The sequence below is a fragment of the Neobacillus niacini genome (assembly GCF_046591715.1).
Lineage (GTDB): Bacteria > Bacillota > Bacilli > Bacillales > Cytobacillaceae > Neobacillus > Neobacillus niacini_L.
The window spans coordinates 533596-557073 of record NZ_JAWVNQ010000001.1 but is presented as its reverse complement, the minus strand read 5'-3'; the positions used below and the strand labels follow the sequence as shown (position 1 = coordinate 557073).

Below are 23478 nucleotides of genomic sequence, written 5' to 3'. Positions count from 1 at the left end.
GAAGTCTTTTTCTTCTTATCACTTCAACATCTTATGTAAGAGTGAATGAATCTGTGAGTTTTCCTTTTACAGTAAAAAAAAAAGCCCAAGCAAATTTTTTTTTGCTTGGGCTTTTTACCCTAAACGTTACTCTTCAACCTTTTCTTCCTCATGTACATCTATGATGATCATATCACTTCCTATCTTTTTTATATGCTGCCATGGCACTCTAATTTCTCCGCCTTGTTTTCTAAATCCAAACCACTTTACAGACGGTATCAGCAAGGCTTGTATTTGCCCGGTACTCTCATTGATTTCAAGATCAGTCTGCCCCAGAACTCCCAACCGCTCAGCCTTCTTCACATCCACTATTTCTTTTCCACTTAGTTCACTTAACCTCATTATTATGAACTCCTCTCTCTAACTCTTTACTATAAGTTTATCGATGGAAGTCCTAAATTAGACTAACAAAAGTGGATGGTACTAGACGCCCCTAGCCAGAACGAAAAGAAAAAAACAGTTCTAGAGTGAACTGTTTCTTTCTTTTAGATTAAGGTTTTGGGTAATTCTCCATCAGGACTAATTAATGAAACCGAGTATTTATCAGTGAATACAGATGTAGCCATCCCATCTACACTTTGTTTTGTGACTGAATCAATTTGCTCAATAATTTCATCCAGAGATCGGTGACGCCTTAAGAGAAGCTCATTTTTTCCGTTCCGGCTCATTCTGCTATTCGTACTTTCTAAGCCTAACATCAAACTTCCTTTTAACTGTTCTTTACTATTATTTAATTCTTTTTCAGTAATTCCATCTTGTTTTAATTTTCCAAGTGTTTCTTGAATGGTTTCAAATAACACATCAAGCTGCTTTGCCCCTGTACCACCGTAAACAGTCACAACTCCATTATCATGATAAGCAGAATGATAAGAGAAGACTGAATAAGCTAAGCCTCGCTGCTCTCGAACTTCTTGGAACAATCGGCTGCTCATACTGCCGCCTAATATATTATTTAATATGATTAAGCTGTAGACATCTTCATGTCCAATCTTTAAACCTTCAAAACCTAGACAAAGATGAGCTTGTTCTGTTTCTTTTTTCCGTGATAAGCGGTTGGATTGAAAGACTGGAATATTTTCTTGTGTTGCGCTATTTCCACCCTCATAGGAGCCAAAATACTTTTCTACCTCTAAGATAAATTTATCTGAAACATTCCCAGCAATTGAAATAACTACATTTTCTGGTGTGTAGCGGTTATGGATGTAATCTTTTAGGGTTGAGCTTGTAAATGTATTTAATGTTTCTTCTGTACCTAAAATTGGGTACCCAAGCGGATGATCTCCATAAATAGCCCGGCTGAGTAAATCATGGACAATATCATCTGGAGTATCATCATACATTTTAATTTCTTCTAACACGACATTTCTTTCTTTATTTAATTCTTCTTCAACAAAAGTGGAATTAAAGAACATATCGGCTAATACATCTAATGCAAATTGGGCATGAGTATCCAGTACTTTCGCATAGTAGCAGGTGTATTCCTTAGAGGTAAAAGCATTCACTTGGCCGCCAATACTATCAAAGGATTCAGCTATTTCTTTCGCAGAGCGTGTTTTTGTACCTTTAAAAAACATATGCTCTAAAAAGTGCGAAATACCATTCGTTTGGGGATCTTCATTTCTTGAACCAGTGCCAATCCAGACTCCAATTGCCACAGATCTCACTGTTGGAATATTTTCTAATACAATTCTTACTCCATTTTTGCAAGAATATTTGTTAATCATCAAAATCCTCCTGTCTATAGAAAGCAGAAACTTTAGCTTTTTCCTTTATTATCTGGATACTAAGTGAAATTTATTTCATAATTCTTTCTTCACTCATTAATTCACTTACCGTACCTATTTTTAGACCTTTTTCTTCAATCAGTGTTATAAGACGGTCTAATGATTTTGCAGTAGATTCTGTCGGGTGCATAAGTACCATTGAACCATTACTAATCTTTGAGGTTACACGATGGATTAGTACATCTGGTGATGGCTTTTGCCAGTCTATAGTATCTACTGTCCACATAACTGTCTTCATCTTGAATTCAGAAGCAATTGTAACCGTTTCGTCCCGGTAACTGCCGCTAGGAGGCGCAAACCATGTGCTCTTTTTACCCGTTGCGGCTTCAATTACTTCATTTGTTTTAAGTAATTGCTCCCTTGTCTGCGCTGCTGTGATTCTCTTCATGTCAGGATGTGTATAGGAGTGATTCCCAACCTCATGACCGGCGCTCACGATCATTTTCGCTAATTCAGGATTATTCTTTACCCATCTTCCCTCAAGGAAAAAACTTGCTTTAACTTGATGTTTTTTAAGAGCTGCAAGCATTTCAGGCAAATATTCATTTCCCCAAGCTACATTTATTATAAAGCTGACCATCGGTTTGTCAGGATGCCCCCGATAAATGGGAGTTGGAGCTAAATCGCTAAGATGTATGGATGGTTCAGTTTGTTTAAAAACTAATTTCTTTTCATTGAATGTACCATTTTTCTTCATGTTCTTATATGAAGCTTCAATATCGACAGTTGTCCCGTTATAGCCTGGAATCGCCTTCCATACTTCATCAATCTTTGCATTGGAAGGCGGTATTTCATATGTAGAAGCATTTTTAATAATACTTTGATATAGAGGATCTTCTTCTTTTCCTACAGTTAGCACGTTTCCTTTTAGTGAAGCAACATATGTATGTACAAGAGGATTGTTCACAGAAAACCATGCAGCGAGTAATAAGAAAACGGCCATACTTAACTTCTTCATTTACCTTCCCCCTTCATACAAACTATATGAATGAAGGGGACAAGGTAGAACTAAAAGCGGAAGCGCCTGTTCAGGGGTGACAGGCATAAGACAAGCCGGCATGAAGGTTGCCCTTTAACCTTCTTGACGGATTGGCTTATGACCCGAGCCCCTAGGCGCTGGAGCTAGATAGAACTAAAAGCGGAAGCGCCTGTTCAGGGGTGACACTAACATGGAAAAGGTCAGGGTTCCCCCTGACCAACTATCACTGTTAGCGAGACAGCCTTATTGTTTTTCTTCCGCTTTTTCAGCTTTCTCGCGTTGTTCTTTTAAGATTGCCTTACGTGATAAGTTTACTCGACCTTGCTTATCAATTTCAGTAACCTTAACTAAAATTTCATCTCCAATGGCCAGAACATCCTCGACCTTTCCAACTCGTTCTTCTGCCAATTCAGAAATATGGACAAGTCCATCTTTGCCAGCGAAAATTTCGACAAATGCACCGAATTTCTCTATACGTTTGACTTTACCAAGATACATTTGACCGACTTCCACCTCGCGGACAATGTCTTCAATGATCTTCTTCGCTTTTTGATTCATTGCTTGATCAGTGGAGGCAATAAATACTGTGCCATCCTGTTCAATATCAATCTTAACACCAGTTTCCTCAATAATTTTATTGATTTGCTTACCGCTTGGTCCAATAACATCTCGGATTTTATCTGGGTTAATTTTCATCGTTAAGATTTTTGGTGCAAATTGAGAAAGCTCAGTTCTAGGCTCAGCAATTGTAGCTAGCATTGAATCAAGGATATGCATTCTTCCTTTTTTCGCCTGTTGCAATGCTTCTTCAAGAATTTCACGTGAAAGACCTTTAATCTTAATATCCATTTGCAGGGCTGTTACTCCCTTGGCTGTTCCAGCAACTTTGAAATCCATATCACCGAGGTGGTCTTCCATACCTTGAATATCGGATAAAACAGTATAATATTCACCTGATTTTACAAGTCCCATTGCAATCCCTGCAACTGGAGCTTTAATTGGAACACCAGCGTCCATCATTGCTAAGGTACTAGCACAAATACTTGCTTGAGAGGTTGAACCGTTTGATTCAAGTACCTCAGATACAAGACGAATGGTATACGGAAAATCCTTTTCAGATGGTACGATGGGTTCTAATGCCCGTTCGCCAAGAGCGCCATGTCCAATTTCACGGCGGCCAGGTCCACGAATTGGTCCAGTTTCTCCAACACTAAATAATGGGAAGTTATAATGATGCATAAAACGTTTTTCTTCCTCAATACCTAAACCATCTAGGATTTGAACATCTCCCATTGCACCTAAAGTACAAATACTTAATGCTTGAGTTTGTCCACGTGTAAACAAACCTGAACCATGTGTACGCGGCAGAATCCCTACCTGCGAAGATAACGGACGAATTTCATCGATTTTCCGGCCATCTGGACGTACTTTCTCAACTGTTATTAAACGGCGGACTTCACCTTTAACAATTTTATCTAGAATTTGTTTTACCTGCTTTAAGTCATCATCTGTTGCTTCATTCTCTTCAAACTTAGCCACAACTCGATTTTTCACTTCTTTAATGGCATCTTCTCGAGCATGCTTTTCTTGCACCTGAATGGCTGCCACCATATCGGCTTCACACATTTCTCTAACTTCAGCTTCTAAATCTTTATCAAGTTCATAAAGAATAACTTCTCTTTTTACCTTACCAGCTTCAGCTGTAATTTTTTCTTGGAATTCAATGAGACGTTTGATTTCTTCATGACCATACATAATAGCTTCCAACATAACCTCTTCAGAAACCTCATCTGCGCCAGCCTCAACCATGTTAATCGCATCTTTCGTTCCTGCAACGGTTAAATGTATGTCGCTTTTTTCAGCTTGTTCTACCGTTGGATTAATTACAAACTTACCGTCAACTCTTCCAACAATAACACCAGCAATTGGCCCCTCGAATGGGATGTCAGATGTACAAAGTGCCAAAGAAGAACCAAACATCGCTGCCATCTCAGAAGAACAATCCTGATCCACACTCATAACAATGCTGATTACTTGGACATCATTTCGGAAGCCCTCAGCAAAAAGCGGACGAATTGGACGGTCAATTAAGCGGCTGGCCAAAATGGCCTTTTCACTTGGACGGCCTTCCCGTTTAATAAAACCTCCAGGAATTTTCCCCACCGCATATAATCGTTCTTCATAGTTACATGTTAATGGAAAAAAGTCTAAGTTTTTTGGTTCTTTTGAAGCTGTAGCTGTACTTAAAACTGCCGTATCTCCATAACGGACCATTACTGCCCCATTTGCTTGTTTGGCAAGTTGTCCAATCTCAACGGTTAATTTACGTCCAGCCCAATCCATGGAATACTCATGTTTCGTTTGTTCCATTTTCTTACCCCTCTCTATCCAAATCACTTTAGAGGATAATGCGAAATCATTTCGCTCTAATCATCTAATATAAAAAAAGCGTATTACGCTTATGTTATCAATACAAATATACTAATAGTATGCACAAATTTTCGCGACTTAAAATATGTATATAAGATTTTCCTGCTGTTCTTATGATATCTTTTTTTAACCTAACAAAAAAGCGGGAAAAATCCCGCTTCTTTTGATTATCGACGAAGTCCAAGCTTATTGATTAATACACGGTAACGTTGAACATCTTTGTTACGTAGGTACGTTAAAAGATTACGACGCTTACCAACCATTTTCAACAGACCGCGACGTGAGTGGTGGTCCTTCTTATGAGTACGTAAGTGCTCATTCAAATTGTTGATTGATTCAGTAAGGACAGCGATTTGAACCTCTGCAGATCCAGTGTCGTTATCATGAGTTTTGTACTCAGCGATAAGTTCGTTTTTACGTTCTTGTGTGATTGCCATCCTATTCACCTCCTAATTTTACTATCCCCTGTTACTGAGCAAGCGTCGGTGACTCGACTTGCCAAGCAAAGGTTATTTTTAGTACGTTAATAAGAATACAACGTTTCACGGCAAAAAGCAAGTTCTAACCTAAGAAAAGGCTATTTTTCGCAATTATCTAGTAAATGTTTGTCGATTTTATTAAAGTACTCAAGAGCATTCTGTTTGTCTTTTTCAATTTGTGTAACGAGTTCTTCGATTCCGGAGAACTTTTGTTCTTTACGCAGGTATTGATGCCATTCAACTATAACATGCTCACCATAAATATCATTGTTAAAGTCAAACACGTGAACTTCGACTGATACTCTTAGTGCTTCCTTATTAAAAGTAGGTTTGTATCCTACATTACATACGCCTTCGTACCATTCATTCCCTATCTTGATTTTCACAGCATAAACGCCCAGCGGGGGTACTATATATTCATCATGTGTTTCGACATTTGCGGTTGGAAATCCAATTGTTCTGCCTCTTTTATCTCCATGGACAACCATACCGGCCGTCTTATAAAATCTTCCTAGTAATTCTGGCAGCTCTGCTGTTTTTCCATCCCTTATATATTGACGAATTCGTGTTGAACTTACTTTTTCATTTCCTCTGGTCAATTTTTCAACAATGGTAAAAGTAAACATTTCTCTTGAATGAAAAGGCAAGACCTCCATTGTTCCCTTCCCCATACGACCGTATGAGTAATCAAATCCTGCAACCACGTGTTTTACATTTAAGTCAATTACATATTGATCGATAAATTCTTGCGGAAGCAGGTTAGCAAATTCTGTTGTAAAATGGACAATGAAAAGATAATCAATGCCTAACTCCTCAACAATTTTAATTTTCTCGGCTAAGGGTGTTATGTATTGCACATGTTTGTCACTTTTCCCTAGGACTACAGATGGGTGAGGGTCGAAGGTCATAACCGCAGAGTGAAGTCCTTGTTGATGTGCTTGTTTTTTGGCTTCAAGTATAACCTTTTGATGACCAAGATGAACACCATCAAAATAACCAAGTGCCATGGATAACGGGGGTATTTTAGTTTTATCTATATTTAATGGGAATGTAAGCTTTATAACTTCCAATTGAAACTCACCTTTTCTCAACAGTAACCTTTTTTAACCTTGATCATTACGCAAAACTTTAACTGGTTTTAAGAGCCCTAGTTTGTTCGGATGTACCGAATAAATGGCAAGAGCACTTCCTTCTTCCGTTTGAGCGATAATAGGTCCGTTACTATTTATTAAATAATCTGGTATGGGTAAAAGTGCACCATTTTTCACTTTCTCTGCTACTTTATCATTTATTATGTATTTCGGCAAATGAGAAAGTGCCATTTCTAATGGTCTTAAACACGTTGAAATAGTCCCTGTTTCCATTAATTTTTCAATTTGTTCAAACGTTAGGCAATCATCAATAGTAAATGCTGCTGATTGGACCCTAATTAGATTTGACATATGTGCAGGATATCCAAGTCTTTCGCCAATCATTACTGCTAAAGTCCTAATATAGGTTCCCTTACTGCAGCTAACTCTAAATCGAAAAGAAATAGTTTCTCCTGTAAATTCTTCTCTGTTATCAAGCAGCTCAATCGTATAAATTGTTACCTTTCTCGTTGGCCGTTCCACTTCGATCCCTTTACGAGCATATTCGTAAAGCCTTGTTCCATTTACTTTTACCGCAGAGTACATTGGAGGAGTTTGCTCTATTTCACCTTTAAATGATTCGAGAACATTCAGTATTTCTTTTCTACTGAAAGTATCTGCTACTTTTTTCTCTTCAACTTTTTCTCCTGATGCATCTTCGGTTGTAGTGGAATAACCCAGGGTTACTTCCCCTTCATAACTTTTTCCTGCGTCCGTTATGTACTCAGCTACTTTTGTTGCCTTCCCTATACAAATAGGAAGCACTCCCGTCACATCTGGATCAAGTGTTCCTGTATGACCCACTTTTTTTGTTTTTAGGATTTTTCTTAATCTAAATACACAATCATGCGACGTCAGCCCTGCCGGTTTATATAAAGGTAAGATTCCTTCCACCTAGGTCACTCCAATTCTATTTTGTATCGAAAAAAAAGGATAGACATTTGTCTATCCATTTATTCTTCTTCATTTTTTTCCATGCCTTTTTCTTCATGGTGCAATTGATGAATAAGAGAGTTAATTCGATTTCCGTAATCCATTGACTCATCCCATTCAAAAAGGATTTCAGGTGTTTTACGTAAGCGAATACGATGTCCAATTTCCGTTCGAATAAACCCTTTCGCTTTTGCAAGACCTTTTAGTGTGTTCTCCTTTTGTTCTTCATCGCCCAAAACAGAAATATATACTTTAGCTTGTTGCAGATCTCCTGTTACTTGAACATCCGTAACTGTCACAAACCCTATCCGCGGATCTTTAATCTTCCGGCCAATGATGTCACTTAGTTCTTTCTTCATTTGTTCTCCAACACGATTTGCTCTGTGGCTCATCACTTCACCTCTTTACTTAAAGCCATTCAAAACGCGTGATTGTCCTTTCTATTTCAGGGAAAGAATCAATTAATTTGAGTGCATTTTGCAGCTCTAGTTCAGTCATTACCCGTTTGGATGTTACTGCAGCAATGGCTATTTGTGTTCTTTGCCACACATCCTGATAATCAACCTCTGATACAGAGACGTTAAATTTTTGTTTTAACCTTGAGAGAATACGCTGCAGGACAGCGCGTTTCTCTTTTAGTGAATGAGCATCGTAGATGATACATTCACATACGGCGATCCCAACAATCATTTACGCTCAATTTCTTCCATTACATATGCTTCAATAATATCTCCTTCTTTTACATCATTGAAGTTTTTAATGGTAATACCACATTCATAACCTTGGGAAACCTCTTTAGCATCATCTTTAAAACGTTTAAGTGCATCGATTTGTCCTTCAAATACGACCACACCGTTACGAATTAAACGAATTCCACTATCACGGGTAATTTTTCCATCTGTTACATAAGAACCAGCAATTGTTCCCACCTTAGAAACTTTAAAGGTTTGGCGAATTTCTGCCTGACCAATGACTTTTTCTTTAAATTCAGGGTCTAGCATACCTTTCATGGCTGATTCAATTTCTTCAATTACTTTATAAATAATGCTGTGCAGACGAACATCTACCTTTTCTTGTTCTGCTGCACGCTTCGCATTCACATCAGGACGAACGTTAAAGCCAATCACAATTGCATTAGAAGCAGAGGCAAGTGTAATATCTGATTCATTAATGGCACCAGCACCACTATGAATAATTCTGATATTAACTCCTTCTACATCAATTTTTTGCAATGATGCAGCTACTGCTTCCGCAGAACCTTGAACGTCAGCTTTTAGGATGATATTTAAATCCTTCATTTCACCCTGCTTTAATTGTTCAAATAAATTATCCAGGCTGACGATAGATTTCTCACCACGCTGTGCTGCTAATGCTTGCTGTGCACGTGCCTCACCAACTTGACGAGCTGTTTTCTCATCGTCAAATACAACGAAGCGGTCACCAGCTTGTGGAACATCACTTAACCCTGTGATTTCTACTGGTGTAGAAGGTCCAGCTTCTTTCACACGGCGTCCTAGGTCATTTACCATTGCACGAACACGGCCATACGTGTTTCCTACAACAATTGGGTCACCTATTTTCAATGTACCATTTTGAACGAGCAAGGTGGCAACAGATCCGCGGCCTTTATCTAATTGAGCTTCAATTACTGTTCCAACTGCTTTACGATTAGGATTTGCTTTATACTCTTCCACTTCACTTACTAGCAGAATCATTTCAAGCAAGTTGTCGATACCTTCTCCTGTTTTCGCTGAAAGCGGAACAAAGATGGTATCTCCTCCCCAAGCTTCAGAAACTAGTCCATGCTCAGTAAGTTCTTGCATTACTCGATCAGCGTTGGCAGCTTCTTTATCCATCTTATTAACCGCAACAATAATTGGAACCTCAGCAGCCTTTGCATGGTTAATGGCTTCAACTGTTTGCGGCATTACACCATCATCAGCAGCTACAACAAGGATGGTTATATCCGTTATTTTCGCACCACGTGCACGCATCGTTGTAAAAGCAGCATGTCCCGGTGTATCAAGGAATGTAATCTTTTTACCATTTTCAACAACTTGGTAAGCACCGATATGCTGAGTTATTCCACCGGCTTCGCCTTCTGTTACTTTTGTATGGCGAATGGAATCAAGTAAAGTTGTTTTACCATGGTCAACGTGCCCCATGATGGTAACAACTGATGGTCTTTCTACGAGGTCATCTGTTTCATCTTCAGTAAAATAAACTTCAAGGTCAGTTGTATCGATTTTAATTTCCTCTTCAACTTCAACCCCGTATTCGCTCGCAATTAATTCAATCGCATCTTTATCTAAAACCTGATTAATAGTCGCCATTACTCCCAGTAAAAACAGCTTCTTAATAATCTCAGATGGTTCACGGTAGATTTTCTTAGCCAGTTCACCAACAGTCAATGTATCACTAAAAGTTATTTTAGCCGGAAGCTCTTTCACTTTCCTTACCTGTGGCTGTGCTTGTGGGGAAGGTGTATGGTTCTTTTTCCGGTTATTATTATTATTACGATTCTGGTTATTATTATTAAAAGGTTTTTTATTCCCTTTTCCAGCGCTAAACACCTTATTTTCCTTTGATTGGAATTGTTGGTTTTGCTTTTTACTGTCAACTGTTTTTGGCGGTGAAGCAACTTTCACCTTGCTTGGTGCTGCAGTCTTTGCGTCATCATCCTCAAAAGCTTTTGGACTTGTTTTACTTTGCACTTGTGGTTTAACTCCCTGCTGCTGTGGATTCTGATTTTGGCGATTTTGTTGTTGAGGTCTGGCTTGCTTTTGCCCTGAATTATTTTGGTTTTTATTATATGTTGCGTCAAGTTTTAAAACTGCCGCATCCTCAATTGTTGCCATATGATTTGATACTTCTATGTTCATTTCTTTCAATTTAGTAATAACATCTTTACTAGAAATATTGTGTTTCTTTGCATATTCATAAACACGAATTTTACTCATATTTTCACCCCCGCTAGAATTAATCGAGCAACGTCATCAGTTTTTTCGCAAATCCATTATCCAGTACAGCTACAACTACGCGGGCTTCTTTGCCAATCGCTTGGCCAAGAAGGTGGCGATCTTCCACTAGTTTATAGGGAACTTCGTATGACTTACATTTATCTGTAATTTTTTTTGTCGTATTTGCAGATGCATCTGCAGATAATAAAACAAGCTTTGCTTTTCCGCTTCGTATTTCTTTAACAGAAAGCTCCTCACCCGATATGATTTTCCGTGCTCGATTGGCTAAGCCAAGTAACGACATCCATTGATTTGAACTCATATAGACTGCCTATTTTCCTTTTCTATCAGCTGCAACAGTTCTTCATATAATGAATCATCTATTGTAACCTGTAAATGATTAGATAAAGTATTTTTCTTCTTGGCTTGTAGGACTGCTTCTTTGTCCTTAGAAAGATAGGCACCTCTGCCCGACTTTTTCCCTGTTAAGTCGATAGATACTTCTCCTTCTTTAGAGCGAACGATGCGAACGAGTTCTTTTTTCGGTTTCATTTCACCGGTTGCGACACACTTACGCATAGGAACTTTTTTACGATTGTTCACGATCATTCACCTCACAATTATTCCTTTTCTTCTTCTTCATCAAAGTCAACATCTACTTGATCATCAAACAGACGAATCATTTCTTCACGTGGATAGATCCCTAATTCACGAGCCTCTGTTTCAGACTTAATATCGATTTTCCATCCAGTTAACTTTGCTGCAAGGCGGGCATTTTGTCCACGTTTTCCAATTGCTAATGAAAGCTGATAGTCTGGTACAACAACAGTTGTCGCTTTCTCAGCTTCATTTACCATAACATCTAAAACCTTAGAAGGGCTTAAAGAATTTGCAACAAAGATGACAGGATTGTCGGACCACTTAACGATATCGATTTTTTCACCTTTTAACTCATTCACAACAGCTTGAACCCTTGTACCTTTTGGACCAACACAAGATCCAACAGGATCAACCTCATTGTTATCGGAATGAACAGAAATTTTCGAGCGGTCTCCTGCTTCACGAGCAACAGATTTAATCTCAACCGTGCCATCATATATTTCTGGCACTTCAATTTCGAACAGCCGCTTTAACAATCCAGGATGTGTTCGAGAAACGAAAATCTGAGGCCCCTTGGTTGTTTTCTCTACTTTCGTAATAAACACTTTTATACGGTCATGAGGTTTATAACGCTCATTAGGCATTTGTTCATTTACAGGCAGCAACGCTTCAATTTTCCCAAGACTGACATAAATAAATTTTGAGTCAAGTCTTTGAACAATTCCTGTCATGATATCTTCTTCTCGGTCAATGAATTCGGAATAAATAATTCCTCTTTCCGCTTCCCTAACCCTTTGGGTGACGACTTGCTTTGCTGTTTGAGCAGCAATTCTGCCGAAATCCTTAGGTGTTACTTCCATTTCAACTACATCTTCTACAACATAGTTTGGATTTATGTTTCTTGCATCTGCTAGAGATATTTCAAGACGAGGGTCAAAAACCTCATCTACTACTTCTTTTCTAGCAAAGACTCTCATTGAGCCTGTTTGCAAGTTTAAATCAATTCGAACATTCTGGGCTTGATTGAAATTACGTCGATATGCTGAAACGAGCGCTGCTTCAATCGCATCAATTAATACATCTCTAGAAATGCCCTTTTCTCTTTCTAGTATTGTAAGAGCATCTAATAATTCGCTGCTCATTTGATTATATCCCCCTATCCATTATATATTTATCTTTCATTATGAAAAAATAACAGCTAATCTTGCACTAGCCACTTTTTCAAAAGGAATTTCAATTACTTTTTTACGGGTTTTGATTTTCATCTCTATTTTTACTGTTTTCCCGTCATAATCGAGCAATTTCCCTTCAAAACCTTTTTCACCATCAATCGGCTCGTATGTTTTAATGAAAACATTTTTGCCAATTGCCTTTTCAAAATCCTTTGCTTTTTTAAGCGGTCGTTCTGCACCTGGAGAAGATACCTCAAGAAAATAATTTTGGGTTATCGGGTCAAGCTCATCGAGTTTTTCACTAAGCCGTTCACTGACAATGCCACAGTCCTCAATATCAACACCGTTTTCTTTATCAATATATACGCGCAGAAACCAGTTTTTCCCTTCTTTAACAAACTCAATTTCCACCAATTCTAATCCAAGTTCCTGGATGATTGGCTGCGTTAGCTCTTCTACTACTTCCGTTACTTTGCTCATGTTAAACCTCCTTTACCGACATTTTCACCCATATTATACGTATTTCACGGAAAATTTTATAAATAACTCTTCAAAAAAAAACTGTATACAAAAACGAAAGAGCGGGTTTCCCCACTCTTGAACACGAGAGTATTTCTTAGTATTTCCAATAAAACTATACCATAACCAAATTTTATATGCAAACAACGATAGCGGAAGCGCCTTGGTCAGGGGCGACAGGTATAAGACGAGCCGGCGGAAAGGTTGTTTTTTAACCTTTCTGACGGATTGCCTTATGACCCGAGCCCCTAGGCGCTGAAGCTGGACGCCAATCTAAGTTTAAAAGCTAAAACAGTGATAACTGGTTTTGTTCTGGCAATGAACCTAGACAGCCTTGCTTGTCTAAATATTCTAGTATAGTTTTTGAAACTTTACCACGCTGCTGTAAGTCTTCTTTTGAAAGAAACTCTCCATCTCCTCTTGCCTTTACAATATTATAGGCTGCATTTGTTCCAAGTCCCGGTATAGAGTTAAATGGAGGGATTAATGAATTTCCTTCAATAATAAACTCAGACGCATCTGATTTATATAAATCATAATTTTGGAAAGAAAAGCCTCTCTCCGTCATTTCAAGGGCTAGTTCAAGGACCGTTAGCAAGTTTTTTTCTTTATTTGAAGCCTCAAGACCCTTTGCATTAATTTCCTCAATTTTAGCCCGAATAGATTCTGACCCTCTAGACATTGCTTCAATATCAAAGTCCTCAGCACGAACAGTAAAATAAGCAGCGTAATATAATAGCGGCAGATGTACCTTAAAGTAGGCAATTCTAACGGCCATTAATACATAGGCTGCAGCATGAGCCTTAGGGAACATATATTTTATCTTTTTACATGAATCAATATACCATTCAGGAACTTCATTCTTCCGCATTTCTGCTTCCATATCTTCTGAAAGGCCTTTTCCTTTACGGACTGATTCCATAATTTTAAAGGCAAATGAAGGTTCAAGTCCTTGATAGATTAAGTAGACCATTATATCATCACGGCAGCCAATAACTTCACTTAGGCTACAAATGTTATTATGAATTAATTCTTGTGCATTTCCCAGCCATACATCTGTACCATGTGACAACCCTGAGATCTGGACTAATTCAGAAAAAGTCGTAGGTTTTGTATCTTCAAGCATTTGGCGGACAAATCGTGTACCGAATTCCGGTATCCCGAGAGTACCAGTTTTACACATAATCTGCTGTTCGGTTACACCCAAGGATTCTGTACCGCTAAAGATTTTCATAACCTCTGGATCATCCGTTGGAATGGTTTTCGGATCCATTCCGCTAAGGTCCTGCAGCATTCTGATTACCGTTGGATCGTCGTGCCCTAGTATATCAAGCTTTAGCACATTATCATGGATTGAATGGAAATCAAAATGGGTCGTTTTCCATTCGGAGTTTCTATCATCTGCAGGGAATTGTATAGGTGTAAAGTCATAGACATCCATATAATCTGGTATAACGATGATACCGCCAGGATGCTGACCGGTTGTCCTTTTCACACCTGTACAGCCTGATGCAAGCCTTTCAATTTCAGCCCCGCGTAATTGTAAATTATTATCCTGTTGATAAGCTTTGACGTATCCGAAAGCCGTTTTATCTGCTACCGTACCAATGGTTCCTGCTCTGTAAACATATTCCTCTCCAAACAGAACCTTTGTATAGTTATGCGCACGCGGCTGATACTCTCCGGAAAAATTGAGATCAATATCGGGAACCTTGTCCCCTTTAAATCCTAGGAAAGTTTCAAACGGAATGTCATGTCCGTCTTTTCGATATTTACTGCCACATTGTACACAGTCCTTATCAGGTAAATCAAAGCCGGAACCAACTGACCCATCATTAAAGAATTCTGAATGCTTGCAGCTTGGACAGACATAATGAGGAGGCAGGGGATTTACCTCGGTAATCTCTGTCATTGTTGCTACAAAAGAAGAACCTACCGATCCACGTGAACCAACCAGATACCCATCATCCAATGATTTCTTTACAAGCTTATGTGAAATCAAGTAGATAACCGCGAAACCATGTCCAATGATACTCTTCAATTCTTTTTCAAGACGTGCCTCTACGATTTCCGGAAGTGGTTCTCCGTAAATCTTCTTAGCCATTGAATAGCTCATTTCTCGCATTTCTTCATCTGCGCCTTCGATTCTCGGTGTGTATAAGTCATCCTTAATCGGCTTGATGACGTCAATCATATCAGCTATTTTATTACTGTTATCTATAACAATTTCTTTAGCCTTTTCACCGCCAAGGAAAGAAAAAGCTGCAAGCATTTCATTTGTTGTCCTGAAATGGACATCAGGCAATTTGTGGCGATTTAATGGGTTGGCTCCGCCCTGTGAGTTAACTAATATTTTACGATATATCTTATCGTTTTCATTTAAATAATGGACATTACCCGTTGCAACAACAGGAATCCCTAATTTGTCTCCAAGCTTTATAATATTGCCAATAATATCTTCCATTGCCTTTTCATCACGGACCAATTCCATTTCAATTAATGGAGCATTGACTTCCTTAGGCATTACTTCAAGATAATCATAAAATTGTGCATAGGCTTCAACTTCATCAGGGGATTTTTGCATCATTCCCTCGAATACCTCACCTTTATTACAGCCGGACCCAACAAGAATTCCTTCCCGATATTTTTGAAGAACGGAGCGCGGCAGCCTTGGTACTCTATAAAAGTATTCTATATGAGAAATTGAAACGAGTTTAAATAGATTCTTTAAACCCGCTTCGGTTTGTGCTAATAAAGTACAATGATAAGGACGTGCCCGTTGATAAGCATTCCCCTTCCCCATATTATCGTTAAATTGGTCATGATACTCTATGCCTTTTTCCGATGCATCTTTAAGCATTTTCAATAGTAAATAACCTGTAGCTTCTGCGTCATAAATAGCACGATGGTGCTGTGTTAATTCAATATCAAATTTCTTCGCTAACGTATTTAAGCGGTGGTTTTTCATTTCTGGGTATAAGAATCTGCCAAGTTCAAGGGTATCAATCACTGGATTTTTCGCTTTTTCAAGACCAATGTTTTTATACCCTACATTAAGAAATCCCATATCGAAAGATGCATTGTGTGCAACCAGGACACCATCGCCTACCCACTCGTGAAACCTTTGGATTACCTCTCCAACTTCTGGAGCATTTTGAACCATATCGTCCGTAATCCCTGTTAAATTAATGGTTGTTGCTGATAGTCGATGATGCGGGTTGGCGAATGATTCAAACCGGTCAATAATTTCACCATCATGGATTTTAACTGCCGCTAATTCAATAATTGTGTCATATACGGCTGAAAGACCTGTTGTTTCGACGTCAAATACAACAAATGTATCTTCTGCCAGGACTCGATGGGCGTCATTATAAGTAATCGGAACACCATCATCCACAAGATTAACCTCAACACCATAAAGAATCTTAATATCATTTTTCTTTCCTGCGCTATAAGCCTCAGGAAAAGATTGCGCAACAGCATGGTCCGTCACTGCAATCGCCTTATGACCCCATTTCTTTGCTTGGGCAATGAGTGCTCCTACAGGGGTGACCGCATCCATCGAGCTCATTGGGGTGTGAAGATGCAATTCTACCCGTTTTTGATTTTCCGGCGCTGTATCCTTACGGCCTTCCGGTTTAATTTCATTTATATCATTTCCAATCATGACTAAATCGCGTACGAATGTATCATTTTGAATGCTACCTCTAACTTTTACCCACATGCCTTTTTTAACAAGCTGGTAAAGGGCTGCATCTTCTTTATCACGAGAGAACATTTTAACCATAAGAGAACTGGTGTAATCGGTAATTTTAAAGGTTAATAGCGTACGGCCGCTTCTTAGCTCCCTGGTTTCCGCATCAAAAATAAACCCTTCTACTGTGACTCGTCTTTCTTCGTCTACAATATCAATCATATTTCTAAGATCTGAATCATCCTTAATGGTTAGGCCGATTGAGAGCGGTCCTTCTTGAACTCCTCCACCTGAATCTTTCTCAGCTTCTTTCTTTTGCAAGTCAGCTAATGCCATTAGACCGCGTTCCTGATCTTCTTTTTGTTTCGCTAATAGAAATTGCTGATATTCATCATTCTTTTCACCGCTGTCAATTTCGGTTTCAAGTGTTAAGCTTGGAAAACCATACGATTGATAAAGACTCGTAATCATCGCGGCATATTTCCTTTTTAGAGCCATTCCTTCCGTTTCATTACGAACAGACAACGTTAACTTGTTCCCACTAAGTACCGGCATCTGTTCATTTAGCAATTTTAACATTGGCGGTGAGATACCATCGATTTGCTGAATACTATAATTCCAATATTCTAACAACAAATCGGGATGAAAGCTTGGGTCTTCTACTTTTAAATCATATGAAATCTTTGCAATACTAGAAAATTTTCTTTCAAGTTCCGTTGTAAAGCGCAGGTATAGACTAAAAGGAAGGATTTTTTCTAGTAAAAATTGAAAGTGCCATTTACGTGTCTTTTTTTCTACAACAAATCTTTCAATTTGAGCATTTTGAAATTGTGCTACAACAGCGTCCTCTTTTAATTCTAGTTGCTGGAGCAAGAGTAAGAATCGCTCTTTTTTGCCAGAGGCATGTTCGCTCATCATTCCCTCTCCCATCTATAAAAAGTTTCTCTAAATTCTTATGTCAAATAGTAATTATATCATATGATACAAAATCATTCGTTTTATTTCGACAGAAAAATAAAGCCAAAAAAGTAAATAAAAAAAGGTTCACAAGGGAACCTTTTTCTATACAATATTGAATTACTTACAAGAAAAATCTTTGGATATCATTCCAAGTCACAACGAGCATAAGGAGCATTAAGAGAGCAAATCCAATAAAGTGGACCATCCCTTCCTTATGACGATCAATCGGCTTTCCTCTTACTGCTTCGACTGCAAAGAACATTAACCTTCCGCCATCTAGTGCTGGGATAGGCAGGAGATTCATAATACCTAAGTTAATGCTTAAAATAGCTGCCCACTTCATCACATAGTAAATTCCTGACTGAACTACGGTATCAGTTGAAGCATAGATTCCAACTGGGCCTGATAGCATGTCAATAGAGAATTGACCAGTAACCAGCTGACCGAGCATCACAAAAATTTGCTTTGTCCAAAAATAGGTCTCAGTAAAACCTGCACTAATCGCCTTTAATGGTGATTTTTCGATTGGGCTGTATACTCCAATTAAACCAATCTTTTCGCCTTCAACTGTCTGCTCTTTTGGAGTTACAGTAATTTCCTGATCTTTACCATCACGACTAATAGTAAAATCAAGTGACTCATTCGGATTTTCCCTGATAATCTCTACAACATCAGACCAGCTGGAAATTTCAGAACCATTAATACTTTGAACTATATCTCCTTCTAATAATCCAGCCGCATTTGCCGCACCGTCAGGGGTAATTACACCTAGCTTGGGCTCGTTGGTAGGAACACCTTGTAAAAACGCAATAATAATGAATAAAAAGAATGCCAAGACAAAATTCATCATCGGGCCGGCAAAAATCGCCATTGTTCTTTGAGGCAGTGTCTTTGAAGCAAATTGACGATCATAAGGTGCCAATTGTGTTTCAATCCCATTTTCAATTGTAACCGCAGTTGGACTTACCGGAAAAATTTGCAATCTGTCTTCCTCATCCTCGGGATAACCTTTAATAAACAGCTTGTGTTCAATATCCGCATACTCCACTTCTACAATTCGACAATCAGGATACTTTTCCTTATTATTCAAAATGATTTTATTTACGTTTTGATCTTTGTCAAACAAGAGACCAATTCTGTAACCGGGTTTTAGTTCCACAACCTCAGGGTCTTCCCCAGCCATTCGAACAAATCCGCCGATTGGCAATAACCTAATTGTGTAGGTAGTTTCCCCTTTTTTATGAGTGAAAACCTTCGGACCAAAGCCGATTGCAAACTCACGGCATAAAATGCCTGCTCGTTTCGCAAAAATCAAATGGCCTAATTCATGGAAAAATACTAGAGCACCAAAGATAACGATAAAGGCAATAACTGTAGTCAAACTCAAAACCACCTTTTTTATAGAAGTGAATTTACATATAGTCTTGTTTCTTTGTCCACCTCTTGAATAATAGATAAGTCAGGATTTTTTATTAATTCATGCTGGTTTAATGCCTTCTCAATCATATCCTCAATTTGCAAGAAACTAATCTTTTCCTCTAAAAAAGCAGCTACAGCTACTTCATTTGCTGCATTTAAAACAGCAGGCATTGTTCCGCCTTGTTTACCTGCCTCATAGGCATAATGCATACAGCGAAAACGATTTGTATCCATTTCCTTAAAATGCAATTGACCAATTTTCGCTAGGTCAAGTCTTTGAGAGGAAATCAGGGGCAGCCTCTCTGGATATGAGAGTGCATATTGAATGGGTACTCTCATATCTGGTGTACCGAGCTGGGCGATTATGCTGCTGTCATGAAATTCTACCATTGAATGAATAATGCTTTCTTTATGTAGCAATACATCAATTTTTTCATAAGGCATATTGTACAGCCAATGAGCCTCAATGACCTCAAGCCCTTTATTCATCATCGTTGCAGAATCTATTGTAATTTTTGCTCCCATTGACCAATTAGGATGATTTAAAGCTTCTCTAACCGTAACCCCTTCTAAATCTTTACGTGTTCGATCCCGGAAGCTGCCGCCAGAAGCTGTCAAAATCAATCTTTCAATATTCTTTTCTTTTTCACCCTGTAAGCACTGATAAATGGCAGAATGTTCACTATCAACTGGCAGTAAAGCTACATCATTTTTCTCCGCTGCCTCCATAACAAGATGACCAGCCGTTACAAGTGTCTCTTTATTCGCAATAGCAATGGTTTTACCCGCTTCAATCGCTTGTAATGTTGGATTTAATCCAACACTCCCGATGACTGCATTTACTAGGATATCAATAGAAGGGTATATTGCAGCTTCTACGAGACCCTCTTCACCAAAAGTAAATTTAATCTTCGGAAATTCTGCTTTTAATGTATTATAATCTTGGTACTCTTGTACAGAAACTAGCTCTGGCTGAAATTCATGAATTATCTTTCTAGCCAAATCTAAATTTTTTCCAATCGAGATTGCAACTAATTTAAATTCAGATGGATGTTCACGCAGTATATCTAAGGTTTGGGTGCCAATCGAGCCAGTAGCGCCCAAAATACTTATGTTTTTCACAGTTCATTCAACTCCCTAATAAGAAAAGCGGAAGCGCCCGGTTCAGGCACTGAGCTAGACAATAGTCTACCATAGGTGAAAAAAGTGAAGTAATGGCAGAACGAATAAAAGACTATCGAAACGGTCAAGGATTCCACCATGACCTGGTAAAATATTTCCTGAATCCTTTACATTAAAATGGCGTTTGAAGGCAGATTGAACAAGATCTCCAATTTGTCCAAAAATAGAAAGTACCACCGTAATTCCCATTAATGTAAGGATACTTGCATTGATTTCGGAAAATATAGCAAACAACACAGCTACGACTAATGCTGAAACCACACCGCCAATGGATCCCTCAACCGTCTTATTCGGACTTATTTCAGGCCATAATTTTGTTTTTCCGGCAGCTTTACCGATAAAATAAGCACCTGAATCAGTAGCCCATATCATAAATAATGAGTAGAAAATATAGACGATACCTGCATCTCGAGTTTCGATAAAGAAATAAAATCCAATACCCACATAAATTGCTGACAAAACAGAAAAACCAGCATCCTCGAAGGTAAATCTATTCTTGGTTAACACGGTATATGTCAATAACAAAAGGATAAGAGCAATACCTAGTTCAGTTTTTGTATATGAAAATGTATTTACAACATCGCTATACTGTTCTGGAAAAAGGATCACCCAGAGAAGTAATATACTCAGCAATCCATGAACGGAAAAGATACTAAGTTTTTTCATTTTTAATAACTCATACAAACCTACAGTTGCTAGAAAATAAGTTAGAAGGACAAAAGGCAGTCCACCATAAAATACGATTGGTAAAAATAAAGCAGCTGCTACAACTCCTGTAATGATTCTTTGCTTCATCTAAGATTTCAACACCTTTATAGTACTTGGAGTGAGTTGTTTTTAGACACCGCCAAAACGACGTTGACGATTTTGATAGGCACTAATAGCATCAATGAAATGTTTTTCCCTGAAGTCCGGCCACAATACATCCGTAAACCAAAACTCCGTATAGGCTAATTGCCACAACATGAAATTACTCAGCCTGATTTCGCCGCTTGTACGGATTAATAAATCCGGGTCATTGAGGTTAGAAGTCATTAGATACGAGGAGAAACTCTCTTCGTTTAACTCGCTCTCTTTTAGTATTCCACTTTTATAATCATTTAAGACTTTTTTGGCTGCATCGATAATTTCTGATCGACTGCCATAGTTAAGTGCAAAGTTTAATATCAGTCCATCATTATTCTTTGTGTCCTGGATAGCTCTCTCAATTGCATTTAATGTATGTACCGGAAGCTGATCTTTATACCCCATCATCGTTACTTGAACATTTTCTTCAATTAATTCAGGCAGGAAGGTTCCTAAAAATTCCTCTGGAAGCTTCATTAAATAGTCCACTTCATTTTTTGGACGCTTCCAATTTTCAGTTGAAAAAGCATATAACGTAAGTGTTTTTATTCCAAGGCTGCTTGCTAACTTCGTTATCTTACGCACGACCTTCATACCTTCATGATGTCCGGCAATTCGCGGCAAAGCTCTCTTCTTAGCCCAGCGCCCATTTCCATCCATAATAATCGCAACATGTTCCGGTACCGGCAATTTTTTAACCTTTTCTATATTTTCTCGGAGTGCGGAAGAGTTATTGTTTTGATTCTTCCAAAGCCTAATTTTATTAAACATAACATTGCTCCTCCAAATTAAGATAATCATTTCCTCCGATAATAGATCATGCCCACAGAGCCTGTGTTGATATATATGAAGAATGCTGATTTTTGCATGCTTTTATCATACCAAAAAAGTAAAAATATATCTTCTACTAAATAAGTTATGTACAAGTTCAACAATTAAGAATGCCATTTTTACTATCATAATCATTATCTTTAGATAAAAATAGTGAAAAAAACCCCCTAAAAAAGAGGGTTCTCACAATGATTAAACTTCCAAGATTTCTTTTTCTTTATCTTTTGTTATTTGGTCAATCTTACTTATATGTTCGTCTGTGAGTTTTTGAATATCATCAGAATATCCTCGAAGGGCATCTTCCGTAATTTCACCGTTTTTCTCAAGCTTTTTCAAATCATCGTTGCCGTCACGTCGAATATTACGAATCGCCACTTTCGCCTCTTCAGATTCTTTCTTTACTAGTTTCACTAGCTCTTTTCGGCGTTCTTCTGTCAATTGTGGGATAGCAAGTCGAATAACCGTACCATCATTTGACGGGTTTAACCCTAAATCAGATTTTAGAATCGCCTTTTCAATATCACCAAGAATTGACTTATCATAAGGCTGGATGACAAGAAGCCTTGCTTCCGGAGTAGAGATACCAGCCATTTGATTCACTGGTGTCGGCGCTCCATAATAATCAATTGTAATTCTATCTAATAACGAAGCACTTGCTCTCCCTGCACGAATACTAGCAAGCTCACGGGAATAAGCTTGAATTGCTTTAAGCATTCTATCTTTCGTTGCTGAAACCACTTGTTTTGGCATTAATTTTTCCCCCTAACAATCGTTCCAATTTTTTCACCCATTACTGCACGTTTAATATTTCCCTGTTCCATAATTGAGAAAACAATAAGTGGAATATCATTATCCATACATAATGAAGATGCGGTTGAATCCATGACAGCTAATCCTTCTTTGAGAACATCAAGGAAAGAGAGGTCTTCATATTTCGTTGCATTAGGATCTATACGCGGGTCAGCAGAATACACACCATCTACATTATTTTTAGCCATTAAGATGACTTCTGCATCAATTTCAGCAGCACGCAATGCTGCAGTTGTATCGGTTGAGAAATACGGATTTCCTGTCCCGGCTGCGAAAATAACAACTCTCTTTTTTTCTAAATGTCTCATTGCCCGGCGTCGAATATATGGCTCTGCTACTTGTCGCATTTCAATAGATGTTTGCACTCTTGATTCAATTCCCAGGTGTTCTAAACTGTCCTGAAGTGCTAATGAATTCATTACAGTGGCAAGCATCCCCATATAATCAGCAGTAGCTCTATCCATTCCCATCTCACTGCCTATTTTACCACGCCAAATATTACCTCCGCCAACAACAACTGCCACCTCAACACCAAGTTCTGCAATTTCCTTTACTTGTCCAGCGATTGATTTTATTACGGATGGTTTAATACCGAAGCTTGATTCTCCTGCAAGAGCTTCCCCGCTTAATTTTAGAACGACGCGTTTGTACTTAGGACCGCTCATATGAACCTCCTTATTATGTATATTTATTATAAAAAGACCTTTAAAA

Annotated in this window: 21 protein-coding genes; all 21 read right to left on the bottom strand. The window is 38.4% G+C overall.

The features are described 5' to 3' along the window. Positions 1 to 126 precede the first annotated feature (126 nt). The gene (locus tag SFC47_RS02885) at positions 127 to 381 is read right to left on the bottom strand and encodes a YlmC/YmxH family sporulation protein (protein WP_411252747.1); all 255 of its coding nucleotides are present in this window, start codon (positions 379 to 381) and stop codon (positions 127 to 129) included. 143 nt (positions 382 to 524) lie between these two features. Then, positions 525 to 1763 carry a M16 family metallopeptidase gene (locus tag SFC47_RS02880; RefSeq protein WP_411252746.1) on the bottom strand — a complete coding sequence of 413 codons (1239 nt, stop codon included), beginning with the start codon at positions 1761 to 1763 and terminating at the stop codon, positions 525 to 527. A 70-nt stretch (positions 1764 to 1833) separates the two neighbouring features. Next, positions 1834 to 2781, bottom strand: coding sequence for a polysaccharide deacetylase family protein (locus SFC47_RS02875; protein WP_411252745.1), 948 nt, complete (start codon positions 2779 to 2781; stop codon positions 1834 to 1836). A 264-nt stretch (positions 2782 to 3045) separates the two neighbouring features. After that, the gene (gene pnp, locus SFC47_RS02870) at positions 3046 to 5172 is read right to left on the bottom strand and encodes a polyribonucleotide nucleotidyltransferase (RefSeq protein WP_411252744.1); all 2127 of its coding nucleotides are present in this window, start codon (positions 5170 to 5172) and stop codon (positions 3046 to 3048) included. Between the two features lie 227 nt (positions 5173 to 5399). Next, entirely contained in the window at positions 5400 to 5669 is a 270-nt protein-coding gene (rpsO, locus tag SFC47_RS02865; protein WP_045515183.1) for a 30S ribosomal protein S15, read from the bottom strand. 140 nt (positions 5670 to 5809) lie between these two features. Next, positions 5810 to 6781, bottom strand: coding sequence for a bifunctional riboflavin kinase/FAD synthetase (ribF, locus tag SFC47_RS02860; protein ID WP_411252743.1), 972 nt, complete (start codon positions 6779 to 6781; stop codon positions 5810 to 5812). A 33-nt stretch (positions 6782 to 6814) separates the two neighbouring features. After that, positions 6815 to 7735 (bottom strand): tRNA pseudouridine(55) synthase TruB, encoded by a 921-nt coding sequence (gene truB / locus SFC47_RS02855; RefSeq protein ID WP_411252742.1) that lies wholly within the window; start codon positions 7733 to 7735, stop codon positions 6815 to 6817. Between the two features lie 59 nt (positions 7736 to 7794). Beyond that, positions 7795 to 8166, bottom strand: a complete 372-nt coding sequence (rbfA, locus tag SFC47_RS02850) for a 30S ribosome-binding factor RbfA (RefSeq protein ID WP_411252741.1) — start codon at positions 8164 to 8166, stop codon at positions 7795 to 7797. A gap of 16 nt (positions 8167 to 8182) precedes the next feature. Beyond that, positions 8183 to 8464 carry a DUF503 domain-containing protein gene (locus SFC47_RS02845; protein WP_411252740.1) on the bottom strand — a complete coding sequence of 94 codons (282 nt, stop codon included), beginning with the start codon at positions 8462 to 8464 and terminating at the stop codon, positions 8183 to 8185. Beyond that, on the bottom strand, positions 8461 to 10734 hold the full coding sequence (gene infB / locus SFC47_RS02840; RefSeq protein ID WP_411252739.1) for a translation initiation factor IF-2: 2274 nt from the start codon (positions 10732 to 10734) through the stop codon (positions 8461 to 8463). The genes SFC47_RS02845 and infB overlap by 4 nt, the downstream gene beginning before the upstream one ends. A 19-nt stretch (positions 10735 to 10753) precedes the next feature. Beyond that, positions 10754 to 11056, bottom strand: a complete 303-nt coding sequence (locus tag SFC47_RS02835; RefSeq protein WP_411252738.1) for a YlxQ family RNA-binding protein — start codon at positions 11054 to 11056, stop codon at positions 10754 to 10756. Then, on the bottom strand, positions 11053 to 11337 hold the full coding sequence (gene rnpM, locus SFC47_RS02830) for an RNase P modulator RnpM (protein WP_411252737.1): 285 nt from the start codon (positions 11335 to 11337) through the stop codon (positions 11053 to 11055). Before rnpM ends, SFC47_RS02835 begins: the two co-directional genes overlap by 4 nt. A 17-nt stretch (positions 11338 to 11354) precedes the next feature. Beyond that, positions 11355 to 12476 (bottom strand): transcription termination factor NusA, encoded by a 1122-nt coding sequence (nusA, locus tag SFC47_RS02825; protein ID WP_411252736.1) that lies wholly within the window; start codon positions 12474 to 12476, stop codon positions 11355 to 11357. A gap of 39 nt (positions 12477 to 12515) precedes the next feature. Then, a complete protein-coding gene (gene rimP, locus SFC47_RS02820) occupies positions 12516 to 12986 on the bottom strand; it encodes a ribosome maturation factor RimP (protein WP_411252735.1) in 471 nt (156 codons plus the stop codon). A 325-nt stretch (positions 12987 to 13311) separates the two neighbouring features. After that, complete coding sequence (locus SFC47_RS02815; RefSeq protein WP_411253606.1) at positions 13312 to 17634, bottom strand: PolC-type DNA polymerase III; 4323 nt, start codon at positions 17632 to 17634, stop codon at positions 13312 to 13314. A gap of 166 nt (positions 17635 to 17800) precedes the next feature. After that, complete coding sequence (gene rseP, locus SFC47_RS02810) at positions 17801 to 19060, bottom strand: RIP metalloprotease RseP (protein WP_411252734.1); 1260 nt, start codon at positions 19058 to 19060, stop codon at positions 17801 to 17803. A 17-nt stretch (positions 19061 to 19077) separates the two neighbouring features. After that, positions 19078 to 20220 carry a 1-deoxy-D-xylulose-5-phosphate reductoisomerase gene (gene dxr, locus SFC47_RS02805; RefSeq protein ID WP_411252733.1) on the bottom strand — a complete coding sequence of 381 codons (1143 nt, stop codon included), beginning with the start codon at positions 20218 to 20220 and terminating at the stop codon, positions 19078 to 19080. A 66-nt stretch (positions 20221 to 20286) separates the two neighbouring features. Continuing rightward, positions 20287 to 21075, bottom strand: a complete 789-nt coding sequence (locus SFC47_RS02800; protein ID WP_411252732.1) for a phosphatidate cytidylyltransferase — start codon at positions 21073 to 21075, stop codon at positions 20287 to 20289. Between the two features lie 42 nt (positions 21076 to 21117). Further along, positions 21118 to 21897: an undecaprenyl pyrophosphate synthase gene (uppS, locus tag SFC47_RS02795; RefSeq protein WP_411252731.1), complete on the bottom strand. Its 780-nt coding sequence runs from the start codon at positions 21895 to 21897 to the stop codon at positions 21118 to 21120. Between the two features lie 252 nt (positions 21898 to 22149). Beyond that, positions 22150 to 22707 (bottom strand): ribosome recycling factor, encoded by a 558-nt coding sequence (gene frr / locus SFC47_RS02790; protein ID WP_411252730.1) that lies wholly within the window; start codon positions 22705 to 22707, stop codon positions 22150 to 22152. Continuing rightward, positions 22707 to 23432 (bottom strand): UMP kinase, encoded by a 726-nt coding sequence (gene pyrH, locus SFC47_RS02785; protein WP_411252729.1) that lies wholly within the window; start codon positions 23430 to 23432, stop codon positions 22707 to 22709. Before pyrH ends, frr begins: the two co-directional genes overlap by 1 nt. Positions 23433 to 23478: the final 46 nt, after the last annotated feature.

Excerpts from the sequence above, each read along its gene's own strand:
- SFC47_RS02845 (WP_411252740.1), bottom strand. The coding sequence starts at position 8,464 with ATGATTGTTGGGATCGCCGTATGTGAATGTATCATCTACGATGCTCAT.
- SFC47_RS02800 (WP_411252732.1), bottom strand. The coding sequence starts at position 21,075 with ATGAAGCAAAGAATCATTACAGGAGTTGTAGCAGCTGCTTTATTTTTA.
- SFC47_RS02880 (WP_411252746.1), bottom strand. The coding sequence starts at position 1,763 with ATGATTAACAAATATTCTTGCAAAAATGGAGTAAGAATTGTATTAGAA.
- infB (WP_411252739.1), bottom strand. The coding sequence starts at position 10,734 with ATGAGTAAAATTCGTGTTTATGAATATGCAAAGAAACACAATATTTCT.
- SFC47_RS02885 (WP_411252747.1), bottom strand. The coding sequence starts at position 381 with ATGAGGTTAAGTGAACTAAGTGGAAAAGAAATAGTGGATGTGAAGAAG.
- SFC47_RS02875 (WP_411252745.1), bottom strand. The coding sequence starts at position 2,781 with ATGAAGAAGTTAAGTATGGCCGTTTTCTTATTACTCGCTGCATGGTTT.
- SFC47_RS02835 (WP_411252738.1), bottom strand. The coding sequence starts at position 11,056 with ATGAGTTCAAATCAATGGATGTCGTTACTTGGCTTAGCCAATCGAGCA.
- pyrH (WP_411252729.1), bottom strand. The coding sequence starts at position 23,432 with ATGAGCGGTCCTAAGTACAAACGCGTCGTTCTAAAATTAAGCGGGGAA.
- uppS (WP_411252731.1), bottom strand. The coding sequence starts at position 21,897 with ATGTTTAATAAAATTAGGCTTTGGAAGAATCAAAACAATAACTCTTCC.
- SFC47_RS02815 (WP_411253606.1), bottom strand. The coding sequence starts at position 17,634 with ATGAGCGAACATGCCTCTGGCAAAAAAGAGCGATTCTTACTCTTGCTC.
- rbfA (WP_411252741.1), bottom strand. The coding sequence starts at position 8,166 with ATGAGCCACAGAGCAAATCGTGTTGGAGAACAAATGAAGAAAGAACTA.
- rpsO (WP_045515183.1), bottom strand. The coding sequence starts at position 5,669 with ATGGCAATCACACAAGAACGTAAAAACGAACTTATCGCTGAGTACAAA.
- pnp (WP_411252744.1), bottom strand. The coding sequence starts at position 5,172 with ATGGAACAAACGAAACATGAGTATTCCATGGATTGGGCTGGACGTAAA.
- frr (WP_411252730.1), bottom strand. The coding sequence starts at position 22,707 with ATGCCAAAACAAGTGGTTTCAGCAACGAAAGATAGAATGCTTAAAGCA.
- nusA (WP_411252736.1), bottom strand. The coding sequence starts at position 12,476 with ATGAGCAGCGAATTATTAGATGCTCTTACAATACTAGAAAGAGAAAAG.
- rimP (WP_411252735.1), bottom strand. The coding sequence starts at position 12,986 with ATGAGCAAAGTAACGGAAGTAGTAGAAGAGCTAACGCAGCCAATCATC.